The following is a 7,734-nucleotide window of genomic DNA, read 5'->3' on the forward strand; positions in this document are numbered from 1 at the left end:
CACTCGACAGGTCACGCAAAGGCCGGGATTACTTCCTTGCAGAACAGCTCCAGCGACCGCTTCTGTTCTTTCAGCCCCAGGCCGAGCGAAGCGTAGTAGATGAAGTCATCCACCCCGATCGCCTCGTAGTCCTTCAGCTTGGCGATCACCTCGTCGGGCGTGCCGAACATCAGGTTCCGGCTCAGCATCTCCGGGTCATACTCCGCCCGGTTGCCCAGCTGGTCGAACGGGATCGACTTCGGGAAGCCGTTCTCGACATCGCCCATGTTCTTGAACAGGTTCTCGAACTGCGAAAGCTGCCTTTGCGCCGCACGGACCGGGACCATCCAGTCCTCCTTCCGGTCATAGAGCGCGGTATGCCGCATCATCGCCATCGTGGGCCGCCGGGCGCCGGGATTGTTCGCCACCGCCTCGTTCAGCCGGTCCATATAGGCCTGCGCCTCGCCCATGTCGCGGGTCAAGGGCCAGGACTGGATGTTGCAGCCCTGCTTGACCGCATAGTCATAGGTGATCGGCGCGCGAGCCGCGACCCAGACCGGGACCTCTGCCTGCAAAGGCTTCGGGCAAGAGGTCGAGGCCGGGAAGGACCAATGCTCGCCCTCATGCGCATAATCGCCCTGCCACAGCTTGCGGATCACCGGCAGCATCTCCTGCATGTAGCGCCAGGCGTCGGTCTGTTTCAGCCCCGGCCGCATCCGGTCGAACTCACGCTGGTAGGCGCCTGATCCGATGCCGAATTCCAGCCGCCCGCCCGAGATCAGGTCGACAAACGCCGCCTCGCCCGCCGCCTTGATCGGGTGCCAGTAGGGCGCCGCGATCACCGCCGTGCCCAGACGGATGTCATTGGTATGCTCCGCCCACCAGGTCAGGATCGAAAACGGGTTCGGCGCGATGGTCATCTCCAGCGCGTGATGCTCCGCCGCCCAGGCGATGCGGAAGCCGCCCCGGTCGGCCATCTGCACCATCTCCAGCGTGTGCTTCGCCACGTCCTTCATTTCGAGCGTGTCGTCGATCCGCTCCATGTTGATCGCAAGGTGGAATTTCATCTTCTATCTCCCTGAATTGTCAGCGCATCACGAAGGGGTTGGCGATGGGCTCGGATGAGGTGTTGACCCAGATCGTCTTGGGCCGCGTATAGTCGTAAAGCGCCTGGAAACCGCTCTCGCGGCCGTAGCCCGATCCCTTGACCCCGCCAAAGGCCGCGATGGGCGACACGACGCGGTAGGTGTTGACCCAGACGATCCCGGCGCGAATGGCCTTCGCCACCCGCATCTGCCGCGCCCCGTCCTTGGTGAAGACCCCGGCGGCAAGGCCATGCTCCGACCGGTTCGCCAAGGCGATGGCCTCCTCTTCCGTGCGGAAGCGCAGCACCGACAGCACCGGGCCAAACAGTTCCGTATCGACGATGGTCAGGTCGGGCGACGGGCAGTCGATGATCGTCGGCTCGTAATAGGTCCCGCCCAGCGCGGGCTGCCTGCCCCCGGTCAGGACCGCAGCCCCTTCCGTCACCGCCAAAGCCACCTGCGCCTCGATGTGCCGCAGCTGGCCTTCGGTGCAAAGCGGCCCCATCTGCGTCTCGTCTTCCAAGGGGTCGCCGATGCGGATCGCCTCAGCCGCCGCCACCATCCGCGCCAGGAACTCCTCGGCCACCGCCTCATGCACGATCAGCCGCGACCCCGCGACACAGCTCTGCCCCGTCGCGCCGAAGATCCCCGCCACGCAGCCATTCACCGCGCTTTCCAGATCCGCATCCTCGAAAACGACAAACGGAGATTTCCCCCCCAGCTCCAGCGACACCTCCGCGAAATTCTCCGCCGAATTCCGCAGGATATGCCGCGCTGCCGAAGGCCCGCCGGTGAAGGACACCCGCGCGACCAGCGGATGCGAGGTCAGCACGCGCCCCACCTCGCCATGCCCCGAAATGATGTTCACCACCCCCGCCGGGAACCCCGCCGCCGCGATCAGCCGCCCGAACTCCAGCATCGGCACCGAGGCGTGTTCCGACACCTTCAGGACCACCGTATTCCCCGCCGCGAGCGCCGGCCCCAGCTTCACCGCCGACAGGAACAGCTGCGAGTTCCACGGCACCACCGCCGCCACCACGCCCAAGGGTTCGCGGTTGGTGAACACCAGCAAATCCGGCTTGTCGATCGGCAGCACCTCGCCCGCGATCTTGTCCGCCGCCCCGGCATAGAACTGGAAGAACTCCGCGATATACTTGGCCTGCCAGCGCGTCTCCTTCAGCATCTTGCCGGTGTCCAGCGTCTCCGCCCGCCCCAGATCCTCCGACGCCTCCGCCAGCAGATCGCCGAGCTTCCGCAGGCATTTCCCCCGGGCCGAGGGCGTCATCGCCCCCCACGGACCAGACAATGCCCGGTCCGCCGCCCTGACCGCTCGGTCGACATCCGCCGACGTCGCCTCCGGCACCTCGGCCCAGACCGCGCCGGTGACAGGGGACACCGAGGCAAACACCGCCCCGTCCGAGGCCGGAACCCAGTCCCCGTCAATCAGCATCTGGCAGCGCTTGATCTCAGCCATCTCGGTCCTCCGCACCTTCCCTCGTTGATGCCGCGCCGAAATGCCGCATGTTTCCGAAAATTCGCCACCAGTTGTCGAAAAATCGAAACCCGCTGCCGCGACGAAATGGCACAGCGAAGCACAACGGAAAGGAAGCCGCTTGCGATGATCGACCCCCAGGGCACCGCCTACGACCTGACCGGCCCGGACGATGCTCCGGTCGTGGTGCTGATCCACGGCCTCGGGCTGACCCGTGCGGTCTGGCAGTGGCTGACGCCCGACCTGACCCGCTTCCGCATCCTGACCTATGACCTGACCGGCCACGGCGAATCCGCCCCGCCGCAGGGCCAGCCGACGCTCCACGACCTCGCCGCGCAGCTTGCCGCCCTCCTTGACCACCTGAACATCGACCGGGCCGCCCTCGTCGGCTTCTCGCTCGGCGGCATGGTCGCCCGCCGTTTTGCCCAGGACTATCCGCAAAGAACCACCGCGCTGGCGATCCTGCACTCCGCCTACCGCCGCTCGCCCGAGGCACAGGCCGCCATCGAAGCCCGCGTCGTGCAGGCCGAAACCGCTGGCCCCACCGCCACGGTCGAGGCCGCGCTGGAACGCTGGTACACTGACGCCGCCCGCGCCAGCCGCCCCGAGCTGATGGACCTCACCCGCCAGTGGGTCATGGCCAACGACCCGCAGGTCTACCCCAGGCTCTACCGCGTGCTCGCGAACGGCGTCGACGAAGTCAGTGCGCCGAACCCGCCCGTCACCGCCCCCACCCTCGTCCTTACCGCCGATGAGGACCACGGCAATTCGCCCGAAATGAGCATCGCCATCGCCACCGAAATCCCCCGTGCGCGGCTGGTAATCCTGAAAGGCCTGCGCCACATGGCGCTGGCCGAGGACCCGCAAGCCGTCAACCGCCCCGTCCGCGACTTCCTGACCGAGGTGCTGAAATGACCGACCCCAAGGCCCTCCGCAACGCCTTCGGCGCCTTCGCCACCGGCGTCACCGTGATCACCACCCGCCAGCCCGACGGCACCCCGCGCGGCTTCACCGCGAACAGCTTCACCTCCGTCTCGCTTGACCCGCCGCTCCTCCTCGTCTGCCTCGCCAAGACCGCGCATTCGGCGGATGTCTTCGCCGAAGCCCCGCATTTCGCCGTCAACATCCTGGCCGAGGACCAGAAAGCCGTCTCCGGCCTCTTCGCCTCGCGCACGCCCGACAAGTTCCAGAACTGCGCCTGGACGCCGGGCCACGCAGACGTGCCGCTCCTCGACGGCGCACTCGCCCAGTTTGCCTGCGCCAACCACCAGCTTGTCGACGCGGGCGACCACCTGATCCTGATCGGCCGGATCGAATCCTTCGCCACCAACGAAGGCCAACCCCTCGGCTACTTCCGCGGCAACTACTTCTCCATCGGCATCGAGCGTGACCTTGCCGAAGCCGCTGCCGCCGCGAAAGGCAGCCGCCTTGGTGCCGTGCTGGCCTGCAACGACGGCGTGCTCCTGAAGGACGACCACGGCGCACTGAGCCTGCCCCTCGCGCCCACAGCCTCGCTCGACAGCCTGACCGCCGCGCTGACCGCCCAGGGCCTGACCCCGACCATCGACTTCGTCTATGCCGCCTTCGACGACCGCACCACCAGCGGCCATGCCGTCTACTACCACGGCAAGGTCTCCGGCACCCTGCCCCCCGGCTACCGCATCCTGCCGCTGGCCGACCTCGCCACCGCGCCCCTCGCCAACCCGACCGAGGCGCAGATGCTCGCCCGCTATGCCGAGGACTTCAGGAACGGCAGCTTCACCCTTTACCACGGCACCGAAAGCTCGGGCCATGTCCGCCAGATCGGCGCCCGCTGAGACAGAAAGGAAACCCCATGTCGCTCCCCGAACTCCGCAAGCTTGTCACCTATGACGAGGATACCGTCAGCGACGGCGGTCGCGCCTGCACCCCGCCACTCCGCATGATCGCCGTCGCCGCCGTGGTGACGAACCCCTGGTACGGGCGCGGTTTCGTCGAAGACCTTGGCCCCGAAATCCGCCGCATGGGGCCCGTCCTGGGCAAGCTCCTGACCGACCGCCTGATCCGCCTCGCGGGCGGGGGCGACAAGATCGAGGCCTACGGCAAGGCCGCCCTCTGCGGCACCTCCTGCGAGCTGGAGCATTGCTCGGCGCTGATCCACACCCTGCGCTTCGGCAATTTCTTCCGCGAGGCGGTGGGGGCCAAGACCTACCTCGGCTTCACCAACAGCCGCGGGCCGGCCAACACGCAAGTGCAAATCCCGCTGATGGACAAGCACGACGCCGGCCGCCGCTCGCATTACCTGACGATCCAGTTCTCCGTCCCCGACGCGCCCGGCCATGACGAGCTGGTCATTGCTCTAGGGGCGTCGCTCGGCGGCCGCCCGCACCACCGCATCGGCGACCGCTATCAGGACCTGAAGGAAATGGGCGGCGAGGTCGACAACCCGGCGGGGGTCTGACGCCCCCTCCTCGTTCGCCTTCGGCTCCTCGTCGGTCAGTCCTGGCGAGGAGAAACGAAGTGCACGACGAGCCTCCCGCCGCCAGCGAGGAGAAGCGAAGCGCACGACGAGCGCACCGTCAGAGTGTTAACTAAACCCTAACGTCCACGACCAACCCGTTGAAATCATTCACCCGAAAAATCTGTCCACCGTGGACAGCTCACCCGTTGAACAGGAAGTGCAGCACGTCCCCGTCCTTCACTTCGTAGGTCTTGCCCTCGACCCGGAACTTGCCCGCTTCCTTCGCCCCCGCCTCGCCGTTCCCGGCGATATAGTCGTCATAGGCGACCGTCTCGGCCCGGATGAAGCCCTTCTCGAAATCGCCGTGGATCACCCCCGCCGCCTGCGGCGCCAAGGTCCCCTTCGAGATCGTCCAGGCCCGCGCCTCCTTCGGCCCGACGGTGAAATAGGTCTGCAAGCCCAGAAGCGCGTAGCCCGCCTTGATGAGGCGATCCAGCCCCGCCTCGTGCAGCCCCATCTCCTCCAGGAACATCGCCGCCTCGTCCTCGGGAAGCTGCGCCAGCTCCTCCTCGATCCGGGCCGAGATCACCACCGAGGCCGCGCCCTGCCGCGCCGCCATCTCCGCCACCCGGTCCGACTGGCTGTTCCCCTGGGCGGCGCAGGCCTCCTCGACGTTGCAGACATATAGCACCGGCTTCGCCGTCAGAAGCTGCAGCATCCGCCACTGCCTGCGGTCGTCCTCGGCGATGACCAGCGACCGCGCGGGCCTGCCCTCGGCCAGTGCCGCCTGCGCAGCCCGCAAGAGCCGGTCCTGATCCAGCACCTCCTGATCCCCGCCGCGCAGCTTCTTGCCCAGCGCGGTCAGGCGACGTTCCACCGACTCAAGGTCCGCCAGCATCAGTTCCGTCTCGATGGTCTCGGCATCCGCCACCGGGTCGATCCGGCCCTCGACATGGGTGATGTCCCCATCCTCGAAGCAGCGCAGCACATGGGCAATCGCGTCGCATTCGCGGATGTTGGCGAGGAACTGGTTGCCCAGGCCCTCGCCCTTCGAGGCCCCCCGGACCAGCCCAGCGATGTCGACGAAGGTCATCCGCGTCGGGATGATCTGCTTCGACCCGGCAATCCCGGCCAGCTTCTCCAGCCGCGCATCCGGGACCGAGACCTCGCCGACGTTCGGCTCGATGGTGCAGAACGGAAAGTTCGCCGCCTGCGCCGCCGCCGTCCGGGTCAGCGCGTTGAAGAGCGTCGACTTGCCCACGTTCGGCAGCCCGACGATGCCCATCCTGAAACCCATGCTGCCCTCCATAAGCGACGCTGGGCCTTCTACGGGGGCGGGGCAGCGGGATCAAGCTTCCACGACTCGGGCCACGCGAGTAGCCTGACCGGCAAAGAGGAGGCGCCGATGAGCTTCGATCCCTACATCCATTTCCAGGGCAACTGCCGCGCGGCGATGGAGGCCTACCGGCAGGTCTTCGGCGGTACGCTCAGCATCATGGGCTACGACCAGATGCCCGACGCCCCGCCCGAGATGAAGGACTCGCCCCTGGTCATGCATTCCACCCTGCACATCGGCGGGCGCAGCCTGATGGCCTCGGATTTCCCGCCCGGCCACACGGGCGAGCCGCAGGCATCCGTCACCATCAGCCATGAGGCCCCCTCGGATGCCGAGGCCAGGCGCATCTTCGCGGCACTGGCGGAAGGGGGCGGCGTGATGATGGACTACCAGCCAACCTTCTGGTCGGACGGATTCGGGATGCTGAAGGACCGCTTCGGCACCCACTGGATGATCTCGGCCCCCTGGCGGCAGCCCGGCTGAGTTCGCGCACCATTGATTTCCCCCGCCGCCACATGGCAGATGGACGCGAGCATCAGGGGGCCAGCATGACACGGATCGACGACACCTTCGCGCGGCTTCGGGCCCAGGGGAAGAAGGCCTTCGTCGCCTATATCATGGGCGGCGACCCGGACGCGACGACGAGCCTTGCGGTGATGAAGGGCCTGCCCGCCGCCGGGGTCGACGTGATCGAACTGGGGATGCCCTTCACCGACCCGATGGCCGATGGCCCGACGATCCAGGCCGCAGGCCAGCGCGCGCTGGAAGGCGGCATGACGATGGACAAGGTGCTGGCGATGGTCCGCGCCTTCCGCGAGGGCGACAAGACCACGCCCATCGTCCTCATGGGCTACTACAACCCGATCTATTCCCGCGGCGTCGACCGCTTCCTGACCGAGGCGCTGGAAGCCGGGATCGACGGGCTCATCGTCGTCGACCTGCCGCCCGAGGAGGATGACGAGTTATGCATCCCGGCGCAGAAAGCGGGGCTGAACTTCATCCGCCTCGCCACCCCCACCACCGACGACAAGCGCCTGCCGAAGGTGCTGCAGAACACCTCCGGCTTCGTCTACTACGTCTCGATCACCGGGATCACCGGGGCCGCCGCCGCGCAAGCGGGCGATGTCGGGCCGGAAGTCGCGCGGATCAAGCGGTCGACCGACCTTCCGGTCATCGTGGGCTTCGGGATCAACACCCCGGATCAGGCCCGCTCCATCGCCAGCGTGGCGGATGGCGCGGTCGTCGGGTCGGCCATCGTCAAGGACATCGGCGCGGGGCTGCCGGTGGCCGAGGTGCTGGCCCGGGTCAAGGCGCTGTCCGACGGCGCCCATTCGGCCTGAGGCGGTCATGACGACCGAGGTGGCTGTCGCGAAGACCGCAGGCACCCGCACCATCGCGCTTG

At 67.4% G+C, this 7,734-nt stretch carries 8 protein-coding genes; 5 read left to right on the forward strand and 3 right to left on the reverse strand.

Going from position 1 to position 7,734, the window contains the following annotated elements; all coding sequences use genetic code 11:
- Nucleotides 1-11: 11 nt before the first annotated feature.
- Nucleotides 12-1,046, reverse strand: a complete 1,035-nt coding sequence (locus tag ACE3P6_RS05085) for an LLM class flavin-dependent oxidoreductase (protein WP_374392278.1) — start codon at nucleotides 1,044-1,046, stop codon at nucleotides 12-14.
- A 19-nt stretch (nucleotides 1,047-1,065) separates the two neighbouring features.
- A complete protein-coding gene (locus ACE3P6_RS05090; RefSeq protein ID WP_374392281.1) occupies nucleotides 1,066-2,538 on the reverse strand; it encodes an aldehyde dehydrogenase in 1,473 nt (490 codons plus the stop codon).
- 144 nt (nucleotides 2,539-2,682) lie between these two features.
- Between ACE3P6_RS05090 and ACE3P6_RS05095 the strand changes: the two genes are divergently transcribed.
- Genes ACE3P6_RS05095 through ACE3P6_RS05105 form a run of 3 tightly spaced genes read left to right on the forward strand, consistent with a single transcriptional unit; the run spans nucleotide 2,683 to nucleotide 4,996 of the window.
- A complete protein-coding gene (locus ACE3P6_RS05095) occupies nucleotides 2,683-3,471 on the forward strand; it encodes an alpha/beta fold hydrolase (RefSeq protein WP_374392283.1) in 789 nt (262 codons plus the stop codon).
- Nucleotides 3,468-4,373, forward strand: coding sequence for a flavin reductase family protein (locus ACE3P6_RS05100; RefSeq protein ID WP_374392286.1), 906 nt, complete (start codon nucleotides 3,468-3,470; stop codon nucleotides 4,371-4,373). Before ACE3P6_RS05095 ends, ACE3P6_RS05100 begins: the two co-directional genes overlap by 4 nt.
- Nucleotides 4,374-4,390: 17 nt before the next feature.
- Nucleotides 4,391-4,996, forward strand: a complete 606-nt coding sequence (locus ACE3P6_RS05105; protein WP_374392288.1) for an amino acid synthesis family protein — start codon at nucleotides 4,391-4,393, stop codon at nucleotides 4,994-4,996.
- A gap of 199 nt (nucleotides 4,997-5,195) precedes the next feature.
- On the opposite strand, the gene ychF is transcribed toward ACE3P6_RS05105, so the two are convergent.
- Entirely contained in the window at nucleotides 5,196-6,293 is a 1,098-nt protein-coding gene (gene ychF, locus ACE3P6_RS05110) for a redox-regulated ATPase YchF (RefSeq protein ID WP_374392291.1), read from the reverse strand.
- A 108-nt stretch (nucleotides 6,294-6,401) separates the two neighbouring features.
- Between ychF and ACE3P6_RS05115 the strand changes: the two genes are divergently transcribed.
- The gene (locus ACE3P6_RS05115; RefSeq protein ID WP_374392293.1) at nucleotides 6,402-6,815 is read left to right on the forward strand and encodes a VOC family protein; all 414 of its coding nucleotides are present in this window, start codon (nucleotides 6,402-6,404) and stop codon (nucleotides 6,813-6,815) included.
- Nucleotides 6,816-6,880: 65 nt separating this feature from the next.
- Entirely contained in the window at nucleotides 6,881-7,672 is a 792-nt protein-coding gene (trpA, locus tag ACE3P6_RS05120; RefSeq protein WP_374392294.1) for a tryptophan synthase subunit alpha, read from the forward strand.
- The last annotated feature ends 62 nt before the right edge of the window (nucleotides 7,673-7,734 follow it).

The sequence above is a fragment of the Tabrizicola sp. genome (assembly GCF_041911175.1).
Lineage (GTDB): Bacteria > Pseudomonadota > Alphaproteobacteria > Rhodobacterales > Rhodobacteraceae > Tabrizicola.

Excerpts from the sequence above, each read along its gene's own strand:
- ACE3P6_RS05085 (WP_374392278.1), bottom strand. The coding sequence starts at position 1,046 with ATGAAATTCCACCTTGCGATCAACATGGAGCGGATCGACGACACGCTC.
- ACE3P6_RS05090 (WP_374392281.1), bottom strand. The coding sequence starts at position 2,538 with ATGGCTGAGATCAAGCGCTGCCAGATGCTGATTGACGGGGACTGGGTT.
- ACE3P6_RS05095 (WP_374392283.1), top strand. The coding sequence starts at position 2,683 with ATGATCGACCCCCAGGGCACCGCCTACGACCTGACCGGCCCGGACGAT.
- ACE3P6_RS05100 (WP_374392286.1), top strand. The coding sequence starts at position 3,468 with ATGACCGACCCCAAGGCCCTCCGCAACGCCTTCGGCGCCTTCGCCACC.
- ACE3P6_RS05105 (WP_374392288.1), top strand. The coding sequence starts at position 4,391 with ATGTCGCTCCCCGAACTCCGCAAGCTTGTCACCTATGACGAGGATACC.
- ychF (WP_374392291.1), bottom strand. The coding sequence starts at position 6,293 with ATGGGTTTCAGGATGGGCATCGTCGGGCTGCCGAACGTGGGCAAGTCG.
- ACE3P6_RS05115 (WP_374392293.1), top strand. The coding sequence starts at position 6,402 with ATGAGCTTCGATCCCTACATCCATTTCCAGGGCAACTGCCGCGCGGCG.
- trpA (WP_374392294.1), top strand. The coding sequence starts at position 6,881 with ATGACACGGATCGACGACACCTTCGCGCGGCTTCGGGCCCAGGGGAAG.